The sequence below is a fragment of the Microcystis sp. 49638_E5 genome (assembly GCF_021300285.1).
Taxonomy (GTDB): Bacteria; Cyanobacteriota; Cyanobacteriia; order Cyanobacteriales; family Microcystaceae; genus Microcystis; species Microcystis aeruginosa_C.
Genome location: NZ_JAJTDH010000096.1, coordinates 1 through 19,822, shown reverse-complemented (window position 1 = coordinate 19,822; position 19,822 = coordinate 1). Strand labels below are relative to the sequence as shown.

The window sequence follows — 19,822 nt, the reverse complement described above, 5'->3', positions numbered from 1 at the left end:
AAATTTTGGGATTATGAAGAAGATATTTAATCTTTTAATCAACCTTAAACTATTTACTTTTCCTAATCTCCACAATTACGATGCTTTTTCATGTCTTATTTGAAAACGCTATATTTATTCAGCCAACCCTTTCTATGAAGAGACTTGACTTTCTACCCGTCCTATGCTATCTTGGCAGGTGTCCCTAACGGTATTTTTCGTGAGCAAAGCAATGATGTCTTTAAAAACCTCTTTAGCAGGGGCTGCTACCGCCATCGGTTTGACCGCCCTGGCCTATCCCGCCCAAGCCGCCCAGTTCAGCTTCACCTATAACGACGCCGCGAACATGATAGTTCTCAGTGGAATACTCACAGGTAACCAGAACACCCCTGGTGTTATCGATATCACGGGATTTAGTAATCTCGTGTATAATGGTGTTCCCCTTGCTTTCTCTACCTCGTCAGGGGGTACGGTCGATTCCTATTTTTCCAATCCTGGCAATCAAGCTAAGGCTAGTTTCGATGGTTCAGTGATGGATTTTGTGCTTTTCGATAGTGGGATGAGTGACTACGTTGGCTTTGGTCCTGGCATCAGCATTACGGGCCTGGCTTTCGCTTCAAATGTTCCTGGTGTTCCGGGTGACCTAGAGGGTAACGAAGTGCCATTTAATCCTAGTAATATGATGTGGGAAGCAGCACTCATCCCCGAACCTGGTGCTGTTGTCGGCCTATTGGGGTTAGGTTTGGGTGCCTTGGCTTCTAAAGTTATCAAAAAAGGTTAATTTTGATTTTCCCGATGAGAGGTGAGGGTGCAAGCAGTTCGATAGACGCACTGACCACCTTGTACTCCTCCCCCACAGGGTTTTTTCAGGATTGATGCCTAATTCCCCTAATCTTGCCGTTAACTGCTCGACTTTTGGTGAAGCCAGTTCTTTTTGTTGACGTTCAGATTTTTTGGACTGTCTCTCCAGAATAGCGGCTTCCACCGGTGTGGGGACTAACTCGCCCTTGGGACTAAAATAACACAATTTATCGGCGTAGATGCCTAAATATAACCCCAATTCTTCACTCCATAACCAACCTTGCTGATTGGGTTGAATCGGTTGATATTTGGCTCTTCTAGGTTCTGTGTGATAAGTTTAACTTATATAGTATCGATCAATCTTTGTGTCCTTTGTGTCTTTGTGGTTCCTTCCACTCGCTCGCTAGGAAGAATGTATCTTAGAATACATTTTGCCCACCAAACCTAAGAGAGCCGATATTTTCCCTCTTCTTGCCATACTACCCAACTTTTCCGGTTTTGGTTTCTAGTGGTTCCTAATACTACAAAAAAGTCAGATCCTCTAAAGTATTCTGATTTTTTCTGATTTGGGCTGTAGTAGATGGTTAAATTCCAGGTGCCAAAGTAATCTTCTCTATCTTGCCATAACCATTCTAGGCATTTTATCAATAAAATAATCTGGGTTAGATGTAAATTACTTTCCCAGGTTGGTTCATCACTCCAAAATTCGCCCTGGGGTTGACGCAGATAGCGAAAAACGCTTAATTGCTTAAGTCTGACACTTTCGACCCGTCCGTTTTGAGTGTCCGAATGCCGGACGGCCACTTTGAACAAGTCGAAAAAATCTAATGTTCAACCTTATTTCCTAGAAAGTTTTACTCGTTCAAGGCCGAATTTGAATTCTTTTCTGAACAAAACCCCCTACTATCTGTTGTCAAGGTTCAGTTTTTAGCTTGGTTATCGCTTTTTCCATTGTAGCTTAAAGCCGTCCTAAAAGGACGGGGTTTTAACCCAAATTTTCGATAAAGGGCAACAGTAAAGGGATTGAGGGAGATTCAGCTAATCTCAGGATAGGTGCTTAAAATGCGTCCTAGCCTATTATTATGTGTTAATCTCATCTTTACAGATCAAAACCCCACATCGTCTCAGGAGACAATGGCCGCTAATTCTCGGAATAAATCGCCCGTTTTTCTCGGCTGTTCCAGCAGAATCGCTATTTTTTGCCTTTTGATGTTATTATCGGCGGCAATAGGCTGGTTAATCGGGAAACAGTGGGTTAAACATAGCAATCAACCCGAAACCGTTAAACCCGTTTTTGCCACGGAGGAAAATAATTTTAATTCTGCCACAGATACGGCATGGCAACGGAAAGCCGAGATGAGAAAGCGCCGTCTGGAGTTGGGAATTGATAGTCAGTTTTTTAAAAATCTTGTCAATGAATTGTTTAACCTCCGCTATGGGGATATCAAAGAGGAAAAACAGAAACAGGAACAAAGAGATATTTTAGCCGCAGAAATCCTCGATCGCTTAGAACGTCTCGATTCTGGCACTAGGGAAGCATTGGGTAGCTACGACGAGCAAAAGCGAGAAAAATGGCGAGAACAAGTGAATCAGTTACGATTAAGCAGTAGAGTCCTTAATTTACTCACTGATACTGCTTTTTTTAAGCTATTTCCCGAGTTGACAGAAAGACCAAATTTTGATGGCAGCCTGGGTCAACTGTGGAGCGGCTTGGCCTGGAATCAGTTACAATCTTTACAGTCTGGCCTATCCTACCAAGCGATCGAAAGTTTAGACGCGGGGGGGGAGGAAGTTATCGAGGCAATTCTCAGCCAGGGACAAGGAAAAGCCTATGCAATAAAATTGCGTTCCAGTGATCGGTTAAACTTAAATTTAGAGGCGGAAGGCGAAGTTTTACTATCTTTCTACTCTCCCAGTGGCAAAGTCACTCTCTTAGACAAGTCTAGCGATCGGCAATGGTCTGGTCAATTACCCGAAGAGGGATTTTATGAATTAGTTATTCTCCCCCAATCTTCTACCCCTGTTCACTTTCGCTTGCAGTTAAAAGTAAGTCAATGACTTTAACCGTCAGTTATCAGTTATCAGTTATCAGTTATCAGTTATCAGTTATCAGTTATCAGTTATCAGTTATCAGTTATCAGTTATCAGTTATCAGTTATCAGTTATCAGTTTACTGATAAGCTCCCCACTTCCCCACTTCCCCACTTCATAATTTATAATTCATAATTCCCAATTCCCAATTCATAATTTATAATTTATAATTTATAATTTATAATTCCCCAACCCCTAATCTGCTTTTTTAGTTTTTCCCATGTCTTTAACTTTCCAAGCTGTTATCGCTAAATTAAATGAATTTTGGGCCGATCGCGGTTGCTTAGTTGCTCAACCCTATGATACAGAAAAAGGTGCGGGAACCATGAGTCCCCATACCTTTTTAAGGGCAATTGGTCCAGAACCTTGGGCCGTTGCCTATGTGGAACCCTGTCGTCGTCCTACGGATGGCCGTTATGGCGAAAATCCCAATCGTTTTCAGCATTACTATCAATATCAAGTCCTAATTAAACCCTCTCCCGATAATATTCAGGATATCTATTTAGACTCCCTGCGGGTGTTAGGAATTAACCCAGAAGATCACGATGTTCGCTTCGTGGAAGATAACTGGGAATCTCCCACCCTCGGCGCTTGGGGTGTGGGTTGGGAAGTGTGGTTAGATGGTATGGAAATCACCCAATTTACCTACTTTCAACAGTGTGGGGGTATCGATTGTCGTCCCGTGGCGATCGAAATTACCTACGGTTTAGAAAGATTAGCCATGTATCTGCAAGATGTGGAGGCAATTAATAAAATTCAATGGAATGAAAATATCCTCTACGGTGATATTTTTCTACAAAATGAAATCGAACAATGTACCTACAATTTTGAGGCTTCTAATCCTGAGTTATTATTTAGTTTATTCAGTTTATATGAACAGGAAGCTAAACAATTAATCGATCGCTCTCTGGTGATTCCCAGTCTAGATTATGTTCTCAAATGTTCCCATACTTTTAATTTACTCGATGCTAGAGGTGTGATTGCTGTAGCTGAAAGAACCCGTTATATCGGCAGAATTCGCCATTTAGCGCGACAGGTTGCTCAATTGTATTTACAGCAACGAGAAGCTTTAGGTTTTCCCCTACAAACGGTTTAGCAATCAGTTATTCTAGCCGTCAGCCTTTTCAGTAACCAGTAATCAGCTATCAGTTAAGCTGTTCGTAATTTAAATTGCTTGTTGAGACGAGGCAAGAGGCACTCTTGCAAGAGGCAACAGTAAAGGGATTGGGGGAGATTCGGCTAATCTTAAGAATCAGCGCTTTAAATGCGTCTTAGCTTATCAGATGCGAGTTTTCAGTTCACTGTTTACTGTTCACTGATAAAATCTCTCCAACCTCAAACCAGTAATTTTGCACCTCATCAGTCAGAGAATTAATATATTAAGTTTTACAAACAGAGGCGATATTTCTGCAATCTAACCAGGTTCTACCGGTATATTAGTGGGTGACACTATATCTAGCCGGTAATTCGCCTCAAAAGACCCTTTTGTTGGAGGTAATTCTTTACTTTGACTAGCCTATTAGTGCCAGGAAAAAGACTAAGTTTTTTAAGTTCTAATTTTTTAGACAAGGAGTTACTTTGATGATACCATCGCTACCCCAAAATGATGCTGATTCTATCAAACGACAAGAATTACTACAAAGACAAAAACAAGTCTACATCTATGATTCCGTTAGTGGTATCACCCTCGTCAAAGATTTACCTGCCCAAGAAAATTTCTCTATTTCCTATCAATTAATGCTGCGTAAAGGCTTGAGTGCTTTAATTGCCAATAGCGTGGCCACGAAAATAGAAAATGTCTTTGATCCCTTTGACAAATTAGAAGATTACGAACAACTTTTTCCTCTCCTTCCCAAACCCACAAGTATTAAAACTTGGCAATCTAACACAAGTTTTGCCTACCAAAGATTAGCGGGATTAAATCCCATGGTCATCCGCGGGATTAGCAGCATACCGGATAATTTCCCCGTCAGCGATGCTATCTTCCAAAAAGCCATGGGACCCGATAAAACCATTGCCTCGGAAGCCGCTAAGGGTAACTTATTTCTAGCAGATTATGCCCCCCTAAACAACCTAACTTTAGGCAGTTATCAAAGGGGTATGAAAACCGCAACAGCACCTCTTGTCCTTTTCTGTTGGCGTGCTAGGGGTTTACGGGGTCAAGGGGGATTAGTACCGGTTGCCATTCAATTGTATCAGGATCCGACCGTACCTAATCAGCGCATCTATACCCCCGATGACGGACTTAATTGGTTAATGGCGAAGATTTTCGTGCAAATTGCCGACGGAAATCATCATGAATTAGTTAGTCATCTCAGCCATACCCATTTAGTAGCGGAAGCTTTTGTTTTAGCCACAGCTACCGAGTTAGCACTCAATCATCCTCTGGCAATTCTATTAAAACCTCATTTTCAATTTACCCTCGCTATTAATACTTTAGCCGAGAGCGAGTTAATTAGCCCAGGCGGATTCGTTGATCGTCTATTAGCGGGGACGCTAGAAGCATCTATCGAGATAATTAAGACTTCCTATCGTCAAAGATTGGATAATTTCGCCGATTATACCCTACCCAAGCAATTAGCCTTCCGCCAAGTCGATGATACCTCCCGACTACCAGATTACCCCTACCGGGACGATGCTCTCTTACTTTGGCAAGCAACGGAAACCTACGTCAAAGATTACCTAAGTCTTTACTATACTTCCGACGCGGATGTAAACGAGGATACAGAATTACAAGCTTGGGTGCGAAAATTGATGTCACCTGAAGGTGGAAGCATTAAAAAATTAGTTTCTGACGGAAAATTAGACACTTTAGCCAAATTAATCGAAGTTGTCACCCAGATAATTTTTATTGCTGGACCACAACACGCGGCGGTTAATTATTCTCAATACGATTATCTCGCCTTTTGCGCGAATATTCCCCTAGCCGGTTATCAATCTCCTCCCAAAGCATCTGAGGAGGTGGATATGGATTATATTCTCCGTCTTTTGCCCCCCCAGGCCCAGGCCACTTATCAATTGGAAATTATGCACACTTTAACAGCTTTTCAATTCAACCGTTTTGGTTATCCATCCCGAAATGATTTCCCAGATCAACGCACTTACCCGATTTTGGCGGTTTTCCAAGCTAAATTAAAAGCGATCGAAAATGAGATCGATCGGCGCAATTCAACCCGAATTACGCCTTATATTTTCCTGAAACCCTCTCGCATCCCCAATAGTATCAATATTTAGGGTCTGCTGAAAAAGTTTTTTGTGGGGGCAGGGTGTGGGGTGTGGGGTTTTACCCATTTTCAGACGGTCAATTACCTAATTTTCAGGGAAAAAGTCCAGGAATTTTCGCCCCGATCCCTCCAATGGCTGGCACTTTTTGAGGTCAAAAAAGTCTAAAAGTCTTATCCAACAAGGTTTTTAGATTTATTCAGCCAACCCTATTTAAAGAGCAACCGCCACCTTGATGGGCTGCTGGGGTATCTAATAGCGATTCTCGTCCACAAAAACTAGACGAGAAACACCATGACAAAGAGTCTCTAAGAAAAAAAGATGTTAGCGATAACATCTTTTTGGCATTTTTTACAATTTAACTTCAATATCAACCCCTGCGGGTAAATCTAATTTCATCAAAGCATCGATTGTCTTAGAAGAGGGTTGGTAAATATCAATAATGCGGCGATGGGTGCGGGTTTCAAAATGTTCACGGGAGTCCTTGTCAACGTGAGGGGAACGCAGGACACAATAAATCTTTCTTTTTGTCGGTAGGGGAATCGGTCCGATCGCTGTGGCGTTAGTTCTATTGGCAGTATCGACAATCTTCTCACAGGAAGTATCGAGTAGGCGGCGGTCAAAAGCTTTCAAACGAATGCGAATTTTCTGTTGTTGTAACGTAGCCATAATTTCACCTATTGCAGTTGTCAAGGTACAAGATCAAGACAGTAACGGAGCAGCTTTTAAATTCACTGCCCCGTTAATTAGTAGATTAGCCTACTTGATAATTTTCGAGATAACGCCAGAACCGATGGTGCGACCACCTTCGCGAATAGCGAAGCGCATCTTCTCCTCAATAGCGATCGGGTTGATCAGTTCCACGGTCATTTTGATCCGGTCTCCCGGCATGACCATTTCTACAGTGCTGCCATCATCGGCGGTGTAGTCTTTGATAGTGCCAGTTACGTCAGTTGTCCGTACATAGAACTGAGGACGATAGTTTTTAAAGAAAGGAGTGTGACGACCACCCTCTGCTTGAGTTAACACATACACCTCACCTTCAAACTGGGTGTGGGGTTTGATCGTACCCGGTTTAGCGATCACCATGCCGCGCTCGATGTCGGTTTTTTGGATACCACGCAGGAGGATACCAGCGTTGTCACCGGCCATCCCTTGATCAAGACTTTTCTTGAACATTTCGATCCCGGTGACGGTGGTGGGGCGAGTTTCTCTGATCCCCACCAATTCCACGTTATCACCCACTTTCACAACACCGCGTTCGATCCGACCGGTAGCCACCGTCCCCCGACCAGTAATCGAGAATACGTCTTCTACCGCCATCAGGAAGGGTTTATCGATCGCCCGTTCGGGGGTGGGGATATAGCTATCCACCGCTTCCATTAATTCATAGATCGCATTTACCCACTCGTTGTCGCCTTTTTTGGCCTTGGGATTTTTGGTCATGTAGTCGAGGGCTTCTTTCGCAGAACCGGCAATAATGGGGATATCGTCGCCGGGGAAGTCGTAACTGGTGAGAAGTTCGCGCACTTCCAGTTCCACCAGTTCCAGTAATTCCTCATCGTCCACCATATCTTTTTTGTTGAGGAAGACCACGAGGTTAGGTACACCCACCTGACGAGCCAGCAGGATATGTTCCCGGGTTTGGGGCATCGGGCCATCAGCGGCCGAGACCACGAGAATACCACCGTCCATCTGTGCCGCACCGGTGATCATGTTTTTTACATAGTCCGCGTGGCCGGGGCAGTCCACGTGAGCATAGTGGCGACTGGCGGTTTCGTACTCAACGTGAGCGGTGTTGATGGTGATCCCGCGAGCCTTTTCTTCGGGAGCGGCATCGATTTCATCGTATTTTTTAGCTTGGGCATTACCCAGAGCCGCTAGGGTCATCGTGATAGCGGCGGTGAGGGTAGTTTTGCCGTGGTCAACGTGACCGATCGTACCGATGTTAACGTGGGGTTTCGTCCGTTCAAATTTAGCGCGTGCCATTTACTTTCTGTTCCTTTGTTTTTTTTTCTTCTTCAGCTGGGTGAACATTAATCAGTCACCAGAGATCAGTTTTAAGTTAGCAGTTATTAGGGTTGACCGATCAAATTTAAATGATCGGTTTGTCTTCACTGCTCACCGGTCACTGGTCACTGATTATCCGTTCCCTTTACTTTTGGCGATAATCGCCTCGGCCACGTTGCGGGGGACTTCTTCGTAATGGCTAAATTCCATGGTGAAGATGCCCCGTCCTTGGGTTTTGGAGCGAATATCAGTGGCGTAACCAAACATTTCCGCTAAGGGAACTTTAGCGGACACTTTGGCGATGCCGGCCTCGGTTTCTTGACCTTCGATTTGTCCCCGACGGGAGTTAAGATCACCGATGACGTTACCGATGAAGTCTTCGGGTACTTCCACCTCGACCTTCATCATCGGTTCTAGGAGAACGGGGGTAGCTTTCATCACCGCTTCCTTAATCGCCATGGAACCGGCAATCTTAAAGGCCATCTCGGAGGAGTCCACATCGTGGAAAGAACCATCTACCAGGGTTGCTTTCAGGTCGATGACAGGATAACCCGCTACGATCCCCGATTCGCAAGCTTCTTTCATCCCTTGTTCTGACGGGTTGATGTATTCTTTGGGGATAGCACCACCGACAATTTTGGAGACGAAGACAAAGCCTGACCCCGGTTCACCCGGTTCGAGTTCGATGACGACGTGGCCGTACTGCCCTTTACCGCCACTTTGACGGATAAATTTACCCTCAGCGCGCACGGGTTTCCGCACAGTTTCCCGATAGGCCACCTGGGGAGCGCCCACCGTCGCTTCGACTTTGTACTCCCGCAGCATTCGATCGACGAGGATTTCCAGGTGCAGTTCTCCCATCCCGGCGATTACCGTTTGATTGGTTTCGGGATCAACTTTGACCCGGAAGGTGGGATCTTCATCGGAGAGAGCTTGCAGAGCTTTGCTGAGTTTCTCGATGTCCTGTTTGGTTTTCGGTTCCACCGCCACGGAGATAACCGGTTCGGGGATAAAGAGGGATTCTAGGATAACTGGGTTCTTCTCATCACAGAGGGTATCCCCGGTAATGGTGTTTTTCAGTCCGATCGCCGCTCCCAGATCACCGGCGCGCAGTTCATCCACTTCGATCCGTTCGTTGGATTTGAGGACGATCAGGCGAGCGATCCGTTCTTTGGTTCCTTTGGTGGAGTTGTAGGCGTAGCTGCCTTTAGCTAGTACACCGGAATAGACCCGCAGGAAGGTTAAACGACCGAAGGGATCGGCCATGATTTTGAAGGCGAGAGCAGAGAAGGGAGCATCGTCCTTAGCCTCCCGGATTGCCTCGCTGCCATCGGGAAGAATCCCTTTAACGGCGGCTACTTCCGAGGGTGAGGGTAGGTAATCGACGACGGCATCGAGGAGCAGTTGTACCCCTTTGTTTTTGAAAGCCGAGCCGCAGAGGACGGGAACAATTGTACCAGCAATCGTCCCTTCTCTGAGACCGCGTTTGATTTCGGCTTCGGTGAGTTCTTCACCTTCTAGATATTTTTCTAGGAGTTCTTCATCGGCTTCCGCTACAGCCTCCACCAGCTGCACGCGGAATTCTTCGGCCTTTTTCAATAAGTCTTCGGGAATGTCGGTTTCTTCTATGTCTTTCCCTAGATCGTCCTTATATATATAGGCGCGCATCTTGACGAGATCGATGATCCCGCTTAGTTCGCTTTCTGCGCCGATCGGCATTTGGATGGGAACGGCGTTAGCTCTAAGGCGATCTCTTAATTGTTCGTAAACTTTGAAGAAATTCGCTCCCGTTCTGTCCATTTTGTTGATAAAGGCAATCCGGGGTACTTTGTACCGATCGGCTTGTCTCCAGACGGTTTCCGATTGGGGTTGTACACCACCAACAGAGCAGAAAACCGCCACTACTCCATCGAGTACCCGCATGGAACGTTCCACTTCAATGGTGAAATCGACGTGGCCAGGGGTGTCAATGATGTTGATGCGATGATCTTGCCAACTGGTACTGATGGCGGCGGCGGTGATGGTGATTCCTCGCTCCCGTTCCTGTTCCATCCAGTCGGTAATTGCCGTTCCGTCGTGGACTTCGCCCAGTTTATGAGCGACTCCCGTATAGAACAGGATTCTTTCTGTTGTCGTTGTTTTGCCCGCGTCTATATGAGCGGCGATTCCGATGTTTCGCACTCTCTCTAGCGGGATAGTCCGTGCCACAGCAACCTCCTTGCTTTGCTTGCCAGTGATGGGATTTTGTTCTAGGATTTTTTACACTATTTACAATTCTATACTTTTCTTGACAGTTTTTTGGCGGCAGCGGTGTGGTCCACCGCCCTTAAAGTATCTTTAAAGTATCTTTCTTAGTAACGATAGTGGGCAAAGGCTTTGTTTGCCTCTGCCATCCGGTGGGTTTCTTCCCGTTTTTTGATCGTGCCGCCGGTTTCATTGGCCGCATCCATGATCTCGTTAGCTAGTTTACCAGCCATGGTTTTGCCGCCTCTGGTTCTGGCATAATGGACTAACCAACGCAGTGCCAATGTACTACCACGGTTGGTGCGTACTTCCATCGGGACTTGATAGGTGGCTCCACCGACCCGGCGGGCTTTCACTTCCACTAGGGGGGTGGCGTTTTTAACGGCTTTTTCAAATACTTCTAGGGGTTCTTGGCCGGTACGTTCGCCGACGGTTTTTAGGGCATCGTAAACGATGTTAGCGGCCAAGGATTTTTTGCCCGATCGCATGATCCGGCGGATGGTCATGCTGACTAAACAGCTATTGTAAACGGGATCGGGGGGAATAGGACGTTTTTTGACGTTTTTACGGCGAGACATCGGAATATTCCTTGATTTTCTAGGTTAACTTTAACTTTTGCTTGACAGTCGGATGATTACAGCCCATCTCAAACCCTCTCCTGCGAGTCTTCAGTCTCTTGGGTTAACTTTGACCGACTCGGTGGGAGTATTTTTTTGGTTAATCAATTTCCTGTTTATTTAGCGGCGGGTTTGGGGCGTTTGGTTCCGTACTTAGATCGCGCCTTTTGACGGTTTTTCACCCCAGTGGCATCGAGGGTGCCGCGAATGATGTGATATCTGACTCCGGGTAGATCTTTGACCCGACCGCCCCGAATGAGGACGACCGAGTGTTCTTGCAGGTTATGACCGATGCCCGGGATGTAGGCTGTCACCTCAAATCCAGAGGTCAAACGTACCCTAGCGACTTTCCGTAGGGCTGAGTTGGGTTTTTTCGGTGTGGTGGTATATACTCTTGTACAAACTCCCCGACGTTGGGGGCATTGTTTGAGGGCGGGAGATTTGGTTTTTCTTTTCGCTTTGGATCTTTCGTCGCGTATTAATTGCTGAATGGTGGGCATGATAGGGCTGTATCTAAGGTTACTCTGAACTCCTATTACCGAAGGTCAAATCGTTGACAAAAGGTCATTATAGCAAATTGTTGCTGTTGTTGTCAAGTCCGCGATTGTGCTTTTCTCCGGTTTAGATGTTAGAGATTGTCTTTTTCTTGGGCGGCGGCGGCACTCAATTCGGGCGTTATTAGGCGATAAAATTACAGCTTCGTTGTTTTGGCTTGATAGTGCGATTTTAGCGATAATTATCACCTGATTAATCGGCTAATATCTGAAAAACTGTCTCTAGCTAACCTCATTTTCAGAACTGGTGTCTAGAGTATTAGCTCTTAACGATATATTTAGAGGATTTTTTCCCTGAAAATTAGGTAATTGACCACCTGAAAATGGGTAAAACCCCACACCCCACACCCCACACCCCACACCCTGCCCCCACGAAAAACTTTTTCAGCAGCCCCTATTTAGAGCGTTTGTACTGGATGCGACCCGGGTGTGCTGCCATAAAATATTGTTAACCTTTGAGGTTAACAATATTACAAGGGTCATCTACAATGGATATTGTATTTAAGGAAAAAAAATTTGAGAACGAATGCAATAGCCAAAGACTACTGAAAAAACAGTATGGAGAGAAGATGGCTAAGAAAATCAGGCAAAGACTCGACGACTTAAAAGCAGTTATTGTCCTGGAGGAAATGCGATCGCTGCCGGGACGTTGCCACGAATTGTTACATAACCGTGCTGGACAACTATCTCTAGATTTAGTTCATCCTCTCAGACTAATTTTTGAGCCGGCTAATATACCGATTCCTCAAAAAGCAGACGGGGGAATTGATTGGAAGAAAGTAACCGCAGTCGTAATTATTGGCATAGATGACACCCATGACTAATACTATTGAGAACAGATATGCACCGGATTTTATTTCTCCACCGGGAGAAACCCTTGCCGAAATCCTAGAAGAAAGAAATATGTCTCAATCGGAACTCGCCCAACGCATGGGCAGACCAAAAAAGACTATCAATGAGATAATAAAAGGTAAAGCGGAGATTACTATCGATACCGCCTTACAGATAGAGTTAGTGTTAGGAACTCCCGCCAGTTTCTGGATAGAGCGCGAAAGACTTTATCGGGAATATTTAGCGAGAAAAAATGAGAATCAAAGATTAAAAGGTTATTTAGGCTGGTTAAAACAAATTCCTTATCGGCAGATGACTGAATTAGGCTGGCTCAAGTTTGATGAGGATAAAATAGAGCAATTACGAGAGAGCTTGAATTTTTTTGCCGTTGTCTCCCCTGAGCAATGGGAGGAGATTTGGGGGATAAATTTATCGATTGATTTTAGAAAGTCTCAAGCATTTGATAGCGATCGAGGGGCAATAATAGCATGGTTACGTCAAGGAGAAATAGAAGCATCGAAAATTAATTGTGCTGATTACAACGAGTTGAAATTCAGAGATGCCTTGCGACAAATTCGTTCGTTAACTATTAAGTCTATCGAGGTATTTCAACCGCAAATGATCGAGCTTTGTGCGGCAGCGGGGGTTGCCTTAGCCTTTGTCCCTGAACTTCCGAAAACAAGGGTACACGGTGCTACCCGTTGGTTAGGTTCTCACAGAGCTTTAATTCAATTGAGCGATCGATACAAAACAAATGATCATTTTTGGTTTTCTTTTTTTCATGAAGCTGGTCATATTTTATTACATGGGAAACGAACTTTATTTTTAGAGGGGCAAGATAAAGATATTCGAGATAAAATTAAAGAAAAAGAGGCGGATGTTTTTGCGGCTAATTTCTTAATTGCTCCCAGAGATTGGCAGAGATTTATCGCCAATAATTCTCTGAATAGAAAAGCTATTAATCAATTTGCCGAACAACTAGGAATACACCCTGGTATTATTGTTGGTAGAATGCAACATGAGCAAATTACTTCTTATCAAAACTATAATGATCTTAAGGAGAAATATTGTCTAAATACGCAGAATTCCTTTTTGGTATTGACGAGCGACTCCCCAAAAGGAAAACTTCCTATCTCACCATTAAGAAAACTGCTGTAAGCGGAGATTACTAAGGATAAATTTGGCAATAATTGACAAATTTAGCATTAGAGACAGGAAATTGCGATAACATCAAAAAAAGTCAGGGAGAGGATAGTTATGCTCGATCTTGCGAAATTAGCGGCAAAAATGCCAGGGATTAGTCAACATTTTCAACAGGAAGTGGCAGCTAGTCGCGAGCGAGTGCAACGGGCTAAAATTCTTTTAGAACAGGCTCAACAGCAACAGGAAAAACTACTAGAACTCTATCATAACTGGCACGATCGCCTAATTTTCTCTGTCGCGCTACCGATCGAACCTCTCGACACCCGCATTACTATCCTTCCCCCCCCCGAAAGTCATAGCGTTTTTGCCACGGATGGTTCCCAAATTGCCCCTTCTCACCACGAAATCGCCTACTGTTATCTAATTAACATCGGTAGGATCATGTTGCACTATGGTCAAAATTTACACCCTCTCCTCGATAGCATTCCCGAAGTCTATTACAAATCAGAAGACCTCTACATTTCTAAACAGTGGGGTATTCGCGTGGATGAGTGGATGAGTTATCGTCGGACGGTATTAGAAAGCCAAATGTTAGCGGAAATGGCTACTCGTTGGGTAAAACCCCCTGGGGCCCATTATGAACCAAATTTAGCCCTCGTGGATGGTTCTTTGATCTATTGGTTTATCGATAGTCTCCCCCCGGAAGCAAAAGATTTAATTTTGCCACCGATTTTTCAGTCTTGGGACGATTTAAAATCAGCTAGAATCCCGCTTATGGGTTATATTAGTGCTTCTCGTAGCACGGAAAGCTTAAATTTCCTGCGTTTACAATCTTGTCCCCATGATACTCCCAATTGCTTGATCAATTGCGGTGATTTAGACCCAGAAAAAACCCCTTGTCGCGTTGTCGATCCTCTCCGGGATGCCTCTCTCTGGGGTTATTTATTGGAACCGGGGCAAAGAAGTCCTTTTTGGCGCAGTTCTTTGAAAATCCTCGATCTTTATGGGGATGAACATCGCATTTACTTCTGTTATCTCCATGTGGGGACGGAAATCGCTAGGGTAGAGGTTCCTGCTTGGGTGGTGGAGGAGCGAGAATTACTCGATCGCTCTTTGAGTATTTTACTGGCCCAGGTGTTAAAAGGTTATGGTTATCCGATCGCCTTAGCGGAAGCGCACAATTTAGCGGTGATTAAAGGTGGCGATCGCCTGCGTTTTTTTGCCCTTTTGGAACAACAAATGATTAAAGTCGGTTTACAGGATGTGGGAACATCTTATAAGGAAGCGAGAAAACGCAGTAGTATCGCTTAATTGAGGAGGCAGCAGATGGGGAGTGGTCACTGATAACTGATAACTGCTAACTGATAACTGCTAACTGATAACTGGTCACTGATAACTGATAAGTAGGTGGGAATTACCCACCTTAAACTTGATTTTTGCTGAATTTTTCTAGCGACCGCTTCGATCTTGATCCAAGACGCTGACGGGGAAATTATTATAACCAAGGTGATGTTTGCTAGTTTTTTGAATTTCTTCTTTAATTTGATCTAGATCAACATAGCGATCGGCTACATTAATTAAACTATCACTGGTCATCGATCGCAAACTAACCACTTCCACTCGCGCACCACGGTAACTGACGGAATCGGCAGCATAGGCTAAATCCCCATCACCACTGACAATTACTGCGGTATCATAGGAACCCACTAGCGCCATTAAATCCACGGCAATTTCCACGTCAAGATTGGCTTTTTTGGAACCATCGGGTAATTGTACTAGATCTTTAGCGATGACTCGATAGCCGTTGCGACGCATCCAGAGGAGGAATCCCTGCTGTTTTTCGTTAGTGCGATCAACTCCAGTATAAAAGAAGGCCCGCAAGAGACGAGAACCGGCAGTTAAACGACAAAGTAATTTGGTGTAGTCAATTTCGATACCTAATTGCAGGGCTGCATAAAATAAATTGGAACCATCGATGAAAATCGCCACACGACCGCGATTTTCTAGCACTTGTTCGGGGGTGAAGACTGGGGCTGTGTCATAATCATCAAACATTTTATTTTTCCTCGTTTGTTAAAAGTTTAGTGTTGGGTGTTTGCCAGTTGTGTCCCAAAGGACAACAGACCTTAAAAAATAGAGTTATCAAAAAATTCCCTTAGGAATCGTTTAACGGCAGTTCTAGTTTAGAAAAGATCGGTTCAGGTGTTCCTAGTTGTGGATTTGTGGGTAATCCCCATTGACAGTGTTGGGAAAAAGAGACACCATCAGGGAAGTTTTCCCCATCCTCCGACCTGAAAGTATTAAAATCAATAACAAAACCTAGTTGTTGATAAATTTTACTGCTTAAGGTCGGTATTATCGGTGAGAGTAGGTAGGCAGAGAGTCTTACTGATTCCAAAACTGCGTAGAGAACCTGTTCTACTGCTGCTTGTTGTTTCTGTTTAAATAAACTCCAGGGCGCACTCTCATCGATAAACTTATTACTAGCACGAATTAACGCCAATATTTCCTCACAGGCTTGATCAAATTGTAGCGCATCGTACTTCTGTTCAACAATGCCCCCTAGATTGATCCCCATATTCTTAAGGTGATTATCGTTGGGGATATCTACACCGGTCAACTGGGGGGGGTTATTTTGGCAGTATTTTTTAACCATGCCTAGGGTGCGATTGAGGAGGTTGCCTAAATCGTTGGCTAAATCCGCGTTAAGAATATTAACAAATCTGGTTTCCTGAAAATCGCCATCCTGTCCTAATTCAATCTCTTTAACGAAATAGTAACGGACGGCATCGGCCCCATAGCGATCAACCAAATCGAAGGGATCGAGGGTATTACCGAGACTTTTGCCCATTTTCCGCCCGTCTTTGGTCAAAAAGCCATGGCCGAACACTCTTTTGGGCAAGGGTAAACCCGCCGACATTAGCATAGCCGGCCAATAAATGGCATGGAATCTTAATATATCTTTACCGATCAGATGCAGATCGATCGGCCACCATTTGGCCAAGGCATTTTCTAGGGTGGGTTCGTCTTCGGGGTCGAGAAGGGCGGTAACATAGCCAAGAAGGGCATCAAACCAAACGTAGATGGTATGCTTACCATCGTGGGGAATGGGAAACCCCCAAGCCACATTAACCCTAGAGATGGAGAAGTCCTGTAGTCCCTGGTTGACGAAGTTGAGAACCTCATTACGTCGGCTTTCCGGTTGAATAAAATCCGGTTGTTCTTGGTAAAGTTGTTCTAGTTGCGTCTGATATTTAGAGAGACGGAAAAAATAGTTTTCCTCGTCGCGCCATTCGGCGGCCAGATTAGTATGAATGGGACAACAGCCATTATCTAACAGTTCTCTTTTTTCCTTAAATTCTTCACAGGCGACGCAATACCAACCCTGTTGGCGATCGAGATAGATATCGCCCTTTTCCCAGACTCTTTCAAAAAATTCGTTAACAATTGCCTGATGACGGGGGGCGGTGGTGCGACTAAAGCGATCATACTGGATGTGTAGCTTTGCCCAGAGATTGGCAAAACTGGTGGCGATGCGATCGCAGTGTTCCTGGGGATTGAGTCCTTTGGCTGCCGCGGTTCGTTCGATTTTCTGTCCGTGTTCGTCGGTTCCTGTAATCAGGAGGACAGAATTGCCCTGTAACCGCTGCCATCGCGCCATAACATCCGCTACGATCGTCGTGTAAGCACTGCCGATGTGAGGGATATCGTTGACATAATAAAGAGGTGTTGTTAAAGCAAATGTATTTCGCTCATTTAAATCATTCATGAAATTTATTTTTTTAAATAGACGAGGCTGCCCCGAGGCTGATCCGTAGATGATTGGGACATAATCCCTATATTTTATGATCCTCTAATTCTGTTTTATCCTTTAGTTGTGATCTAAGTCAATAAAAACAATCTTAAGGCCGATTTTTTTTTTCCATGAAGCTGCTTACCCCCCTATCCACCTCTCGTTTAATTCTTGATACCACGCGCACGAGTCTGTTTACCGTCGGTCAAGAAAATCTACCCGGCCAAGGAGTGGCGATCGTGGTAAGTAACCATCGTAGCTTTTTGGACGCGCCGATCTTAATTCAAGCTTTGGGCAAAACTCTCCCGATCGCCTGTCATCACTACATGGGAAAAACCCCGCTTTTGCGGGAATTAATCGGAGAATTGGGCTGTTTTCCCTTTGATACCCCCGAAAAACGCCACCGGACTTTTTTTCGGCAAGCAACGGATTTTTTACAGTCCGGACGATGGATCGGTTTATTTCCAGAAGGTGGATCGCCGATGTTAAATTTGACTGCTCCTCGTCAAATTAGCCCTTTTCAAAGCGGATTTGCCCATTTAGCCCTGCGTTGTCCCGTGGAGAATTTATTTGTCTTACCTGTGGCTATTCTCTCCGAGTCGGAAACTGTTATTAGTCCTTTTCCCGTGCGTTTGCTGCGCTGGTTAGATACCACGGAACCTTTATTCGATCAAGATGGTTGGCATCCCGTTGTCTTTTATCATCGTGTCAAGGTGGCGATCGGTCGTCCCTATGGAATTACTGAAAGCGATCGCTCAGATTATCAAGGTAAACAAGGAAAAAAAGCCCTTAATCGTTTAATTGGTCATTGTCAGTCGGAAATTAGCGATTTATTGCTGAAAGGGTAGGTCAGGAGTCAGGAGACAGGAGAAAGGAGGCAGCTTTTTTCTTCCCACTTCCTAACTCATAATTCATAATTGATACTGGAGTGATTTGTTATAAGTAGGGTTTGCTGAATAAATCTAAAAACCTTGTTGGATAAGGCTTTTAGACTTTGATTTTTTCCCTGAAAATTAGGTAATTGACCACCTGAAAATGGGTAAAACCCCACACCCCACACCCCACACCCCACACCCTGCCCCCACGAAAAACTTTTTCAGCAGCCCCTAAGTAGGGAGACACAATTATTTGTAGGATGGGTTAGCAGTAGCCTAACATGATCGGGCGTTGGGTTTCATGCTTCAACCGTTCGGCAAAAGCTCACGGCCGAAGCCCAACCTTGAATGATATTATCAGTCTAACTCTCGGTCGGGTGCAGTGATTGGTTAGACAGATGGACTTTAGATGAAGTTTATGGAGATTTCCACTCTCCTTCTGGGATCATGGCTGTAATCATGATGTTACGCAATGTTCCAGTAGGTAAATCTCTCCCTTGATGGTAAGGTACGATAACTTGAGTATCTTGATCCCTACCACGCCATTTTCTATGACTACCCTTCTGAGAGATCAGTTCAAAGTTATACTTGCGTAATATGCGCTCAACCTCGTCAGCATTCATTCTCCTGAGTCGAGTCATCCCACCATAACCTCACGGATTACTGCTCCTGGTAGAAGGTCGATAGCATCAGGTTGTAAATAAAGCTCGATCGCTTCGCGTATATTATTGAGAGCTTCCTCTTGTGTAATACCGGCAGATGTGCATCCGGGCAGTTCCGGACACCAAATTGCCCATTCGTTTGTATCGGGATCGGGTTCAAGTATCACTCGCCATTTCATCGAAAATTTGGGTCTGAAACCCCGTCGTTCTACGACGGCTTTACCGTCAAATATTAGCACATTTACTATTCTTACCGATTTTACCCCACACCCGAACAAGAGTCGCTATTGCGGCGCACATTGGGCTGTGTAAGATTAGTTTACAATAAAGCTCTCCATCTCAGAACACAAGCATGGTACGAAAAGCAAGAAAGAGTAGGATATACTGAAACTTCTTCAATGCTAACCGAGTGGAAAAAACAAGAAGAATTAAACTTTCTCAACGAAGTAAGCTGTGTACCCTTACAACAAGGGTTAAGGCATTTACAAACAGCTTTTACTAATTTCTTTGCTGGTCGTACTAAGTATCCTAACTTTAAGAAAAAACATCAGGGAGCAAGTGCCGAATTTACCAAGTCTGCTTTTAAATTTAAAGACAGACAAGTCTATTTAGCCAAATGCACAGAACCTTTACCTATTCGATGGTCAAGACAAATCCCAGAAAGCTGTGAACCAAGTACAGTAACAGTCAGATTACATCCATCAGGACGCTGGCATATTTCAATTAGATTTGATGACCCAACGATTAAGCCTTTATCAGTAACAGATAAAGCCATCGGAATTGACTTAGGAATTAGTAGCCTAGTAATTACCAGTGACGGCGATAAAGTATCTAATCCCAAGCATTTTAAGAAACATTATCGGAGACTGCGAAAGGCACAAAAAAGTCTTTCTAGAAAACAGAAAGGCTCAAAGAATCGAGAAAAGGCAAAAATCAAAGTAGCCAAGATTCACGCTCAAATTACTGATAACAGAAAAGACCATTTACACAAGCTAACCAC

General features: G+C 44.4%; 18 protein-coding genes and 1 pseudogene. 9 read left to right on the top strand and 10 right to left on the bottom strand.

Translation table 11 applies throughout. The features are described from left to right. The first annotated feature begins 211 nt into the window (after positions 1-211). On the top strand, positions 212-760 hold the full coding sequence (locus tag LW728_RS19640; RefSeq protein ID WP_287767784.1) for a PEP-CTERM sorting domain-containing protein: 549 nt from the start codon (positions 212-214) through the stop codon (positions 758-760). Between the two features lie 195 nt (positions 761-955). On the opposite strand, the pseudogene LW728_RS23465 reads toward LW728_RS19640, so the two are convergent. Further along, positions 956-1,506, bottom strand: a pseudogene (locus LW728_RS23465) (Uma2 family endonuclease); the annotation flags it as partial. A 408-nt stretch (positions 1,507-1,914) separates the two neighbouring features. Between LW728_RS23465 and LW728_RS19625 the strand changes: the two are divergent. From LW728_RS19625 to LW728_RS19615, 3 genes are all read left to right on the top strand, one after another. Then, on the top strand, positions 1,915-2,838 hold the full coding sequence (locus LW728_RS19625) for a serine/threonine protein kinase (RefSeq protein ID WP_287767787.1): 924 nt from the start codon (positions 1,915-1,917) through the stop codon (positions 2,836-2,838). Positions 2,839-3,091: 253 nt separating this feature from the next. Further along, positions 3,092-3,967: a glycine--tRNA ligase subunit alpha gene (gene glyQ, locus LW728_RS19620; protein ID WP_287667022.1), complete on the top strand. Its 876-nt coding sequence runs from the start codon at positions 3,092-3,094 to the stop codon at positions 3,965-3,967. Positions 3,968-4,452: 485 nt separating this feature from the next. Next, positions 4,453-6,105 (top strand): lipoxygenase family protein, encoded by a 1,653-nt coding sequence (locus LW728_RS19615; RefSeq protein ID WP_287767782.1) that lies wholly within the window; start codon positions 4,453-4,455, stop codon positions 6,103-6,105. 339 nt (positions 6,106-6,444) lie between these two features. Here LW728_RS19615 and rpsJ read toward each other — a convergent pair whose 3' ends face one another. The 5 genes from rpsJ to rpsL form a co-directional block, all read right to left on the bottom strand. Then, on the bottom strand, positions 6,445-6,762 hold the full coding sequence (rpsJ, locus tag LW728_RS19610; protein ID WP_002800099.1) for a 30S ribosomal protein S10: 318 nt from the start codon (positions 6,760-6,762) through the stop codon (positions 6,445-6,447). A gap of 90 nt (positions 6,763-6,852) precedes the next feature. Beyond that, positions 6,853-8,082 (bottom strand): elongation factor Tu, encoded by a 1,230-nt coding sequence (gene tuf / locus LW728_RS19605; RefSeq protein WP_287767781.1) that lies wholly within the window; start codon positions 8,080-8,082, stop codon positions 6,853-6,855. A gap of 153 nt (positions 8,083-8,235) precedes the next feature. Continuing rightward, positions 8,236-10,311 (bottom strand): elongation factor G, encoded by a 2,076-nt coding sequence (fusA, locus tag LW728_RS19600; RefSeq protein ID WP_002783529.1) that lies wholly within the window; start codon positions 10,309-10,311, stop codon positions 8,236-8,238. Positions 10,312-10,454: 143 nt separating this feature from the next. Further along, complete coding sequence (rpsG, locus tag LW728_RS19595; protein ID WP_002739653.1) at positions 10,455-10,925, bottom strand: 30S ribosomal protein S7; 471 nt, start codon at positions 10,923-10,925, stop codon at positions 10,455-10,457. Between the two features lie 155 nt (positions 10,926-11,080). Beyond that, positions 11,081-11,464, bottom strand: a complete 384-nt coding sequence (gene rpsL, locus LW728_RS19590; RefSeq protein WP_002740176.1) for a 30S ribosomal protein S12 — start codon at positions 11,462-11,464, stop codon at positions 11,081-11,083. Between the two features lie 542 nt (positions 11,465-12,006). On the opposite strand from rpsL, the gene LW728_RS19585 reads away from it, so the two are divergent. The 3 genes from LW728_RS19585 (at position 12,007) to LW728_RS19575 (ending at position 14,803) form a co-directional block, all read left to right on the top strand. After that, complete coding sequence (locus tag LW728_RS19585) at positions 12,007-12,342, top strand: type II toxin-antitoxin system RelE/ParE family toxin (RefSeq protein ID WP_002800095.1); 336 nt, start codon at positions 12,007-12,009, stop codon at positions 12,340-12,342. Then, positions 12,335-13,507, top strand: coding sequence for a HigA family addiction module antitoxin (locus LW728_RS19580; protein ID WP_287767778.1), 1,173 nt, complete (start codon positions 12,335-12,337; stop codon positions 13,505-13,507). Before LW728_RS19585 ends, LW728_RS19580 begins: the two co-directional genes overlap by 8 nt. 99 nt (positions 13,508-13,606) lie before the next feature. Next, complete coding sequence (locus LW728_RS19575) at positions 13,607-14,803, top strand: DNA double-strand break repair nuclease NurA (RefSeq protein WP_002800090.1); 1,197 nt, start codon at positions 13,607-13,609, stop codon at positions 14,801-14,803. A 138-nt stretch (positions 14,804-14,941) separates the two neighbouring features. On the opposite strand, the gene LW728_RS19570 is transcribed toward LW728_RS19575, so the two are convergent. Together LW728_RS19570 and metG are read right to left on the bottom strand one after the other, a co-directional pair. Beyond that, positions 14,942-15,547, bottom strand: coding sequence for a LabA-like NYN domain-containing protein (locus LW728_RS19570; RefSeq protein ID WP_002776500.1), 606 nt, complete (start codon positions 15,545-15,547; stop codon positions 14,942-14,944). 100 nt (positions 15,548-15,647) lie between these two features. After that, entirely contained in the window at positions 15,648-17,261 is a 1,614-nt protein-coding gene (gene metG, locus LW728_RS19565) for a methionine--tRNA ligase (RefSeq protein ID WP_287767776.1), read from the bottom strand. Positions 17,262-17,416: 155 nt separating this feature from the next. Here metG and LW728_RS19560 point away from each other — a divergent pair, with 155 nt between their 5' ends. Then, positions 17,417-18,133 carry a lysophospholipid acyltransferase family protein gene (locus LW728_RS19560; protein ID WP_002800085.1) on the top strand — a complete coding sequence of 239 codons (717 nt, stop codon included), beginning with the start codon at positions 17,417-17,419 and terminating at the stop codon, positions 18,131-18,133. 443 nt (positions 18,134-18,576) lie between these two features. Here LW728_RS19560 and LW728_RS19555 read toward each other — a convergent pair whose 3' ends face one another. Both LW728_RS19555 and LW728_RS19550 read right to left on the bottom strand, forming a co-directional pair. Further along, positions 18,577-18,783, bottom strand: coding sequence for a type II toxin-antitoxin system HicA family toxin (locus LW728_RS19555; RefSeq protein WP_012266944.1), 207 nt, complete (start codon positions 18,781-18,783; stop codon positions 18,577-18,579). A 14-nt stretch (positions 18,784-18,797) separates the two neighbouring features. Then, positions 18,798-19,001, bottom strand: coding sequence for a type II toxin-antitoxin system HicB family antitoxin (locus tag LW728_RS19550; protein ID WP_002776494.1), 204 nt, complete (start codon positions 18,999-19,001; stop codon positions 18,798-18,800). 60 nt (positions 19,002-19,061) lie between these two features. Here LW728_RS19550 and LW728_RS19545 point away from each other — a divergent pair. After that, a partial coding sequence (locus LW728_RS19545) for an RNA-guided endonuclease InsQ/TnpB family protein (protein ID WP_287767785.1) occupies positions 19,062-19,822 on the top strand: 761 nt, incomplete at its 3' end.

Bases quoted from the DNA above. Each gene is read 5' to 3' on its own strand.
- LW728_RS19640 (WP_287767784.1), top strand. From the start codon at position 212: ATGATGTCTTTAAAAACCTCTTTAGCAGGGGCTGCTACCGCCATCGGT.
- LW728_RS19625 (WP_287767787.1), top strand. From the start codon at position 1,915: ATGGCCGCTAATTCTCGGAATAAATCGCCCGTTTTTCTCGGCTGTTCC.
- glyQ (WP_287667022.1), top strand. From the start codon at position 3,092: ATGTCTTTAACTTTCCAAGCTGTTATCGCTAAATTAAATGAATTTTGG.
- LW728_RS19615 (WP_287767782.1), top strand. From the start codon at position 4,453: ATGATACCATCGCTACCCCAAAATGATGCTGATTCTATCAAACGACAA.
- rpsJ (WP_002800099.1), bottom strand. From the start codon at position 6,762: ATGGCTACGTTACAACAACAGAAAATTCGCATTCGTTTGAAAGCTTTT.
- tuf (WP_287767781.1), bottom strand. From the start codon at position 8,082: ATGGCACGCGCTAAATTTGAACGGACGAAACCCCACGTTAACATCGGT.
- rpsG (WP_002739653.1), bottom strand. From the start codon at position 10,925: ATGTCTCGCCGTAAAAACGTCAAAAAACGTCCTATTCCCCCCGATCCC.
- rpsL (WP_002740176.1), bottom strand. From the start codon at position 11,464: ATGCCCACCATTCAGCAATTAATACGCGACGAAAGATCCAAAGCGAAA.
- LW728_RS19585 (WP_002800095.1), top strand. From the start codon at position 12,007: ATGGATATTGTATTTAAGGAAAAAAAATTTGAGAACGAATGCAATAGC.
- LW728_RS19580 (WP_287767778.1), top strand. From the start codon at position 12,335: ATGACTAATACTATTGAGAACAGATATGCACCGGATTTTATTTCTCCA.
- LW728_RS19575 (WP_002800090.1), top strand. From the start codon at position 13,607: ATGCTCGATCTTGCGAAATTAGCGGCAAAAATGCCAGGGATTAGTCAA.
- LW728_RS19570 (WP_002776500.1), bottom strand. From the start codon at position 15,547: ATGTTTGATGATTATGACACAGCCCCAGTCTTCACCCCCGAACAAGTG.
- metG (WP_287767776.1), bottom strand. From the start codon at position 17,261: ATGAATGATTTAAATGAGCGAAATACATTTGCTTTAACAACACCTCTT.
- LW728_RS19560 (WP_002800085.1), top strand. From the start codon at position 17,417: ATGAAGCTGCTTACCCCCCTATCCACCTCTCGTTTAATTCTTGATACC.
- LW728_RS19555 (WP_012266944.1), bottom strand. From the start codon at position 18,783: ATGAATGCTGACGAGGTTGAGCGCATATTACGCAAGTATAACTTTGAA.
- LW728_RS19550 (WP_002776494.1), bottom strand. From the start codon at position 19,001: ATGAAATGGCGAGTGATACTTGAACCCGATCCCGATACAAACGAATGG.